The following is a 510-nucleotide window of genomic DNA, read 5'->3' on the forward strand; positions in this document are numbered from 1 at the left end:
GGACTGTGACCACGTTGCACGCAGGCTTTGATAGGCGCGGATGTGTGTTTCATCTTGGTACAAAAGGACTGTATTTTCGTCTAAGGCGTTTTTTTTATCCAATCCAACTGGCGTCGAAACGCTTTTTGTTTCTTTGAATCTGCTTTCTTGAGCACATAAGTTGGGCGTGTATAGGAAAGCGAAAGGCGCCAAAGCATACGCAATACACCTGTTCTCGTCAGCTCCACGTTATACACGCGTTGGATGTGCTCACGAATGAGTGGAACACTCCATGACACAGCGGTTCCGAGGCCGCAGTCTTCCGGAGATTGATGTAAAACCGTCTTTTTTAGTTCTGTCAACTGTTCTTTTGTCAGCGAACATGGGCGTCCCTTGCTAAACTTTCGATCTCATAAGCGTTCCAGTCCGCCTTCGTTGAAACGGCGAATATATTCCGAGACGGATTGACGGTGTAGATTGCAGATTTCAGCTACTTCCTTGCCGAGTTTTCCTTCCATTACTAAACGAACC

Annotated in this window: 2 protein-coding genes; both read right to left on the reverse strand. The window is 46.9% G+C overall.

Going from position 1 to position 510, the window contains the following annotated elements:
• Positions 1-80: 80 nt before the first annotated feature.
• Complete coding sequence (locus tag EEJ45_RS19150; protein ID WP_425455462.1) at positions 81-278, reverse strand: helix-turn-helix domain-containing protein; 198 nt, start codon at positions 276-278, stop codon at positions 81-83.
• Between the two features lie 111 nt (positions 279-389).
• Positions 390-497 carry a helix-turn-helix domain-containing protein gene (locus tag EEJ45_RS19155; protein ID WP_425455460.1) on the reverse strand — a complete coding sequence of 36 codons (108 nt, stop codon included), beginning with the start codon at positions 495-497 and terminating at the stop codon, positions 390-392.
• Positions 498-510: the final 13 nt, after the last annotated feature.

Source organism: Ectobacillus antri, from assembly GCF_003852715.1.
Lineage (GTDB): Bacteria > Bacillota > Bacilli > Bacillales > Bacillaceae_G > Ectobacillus > Ectobacillus antri.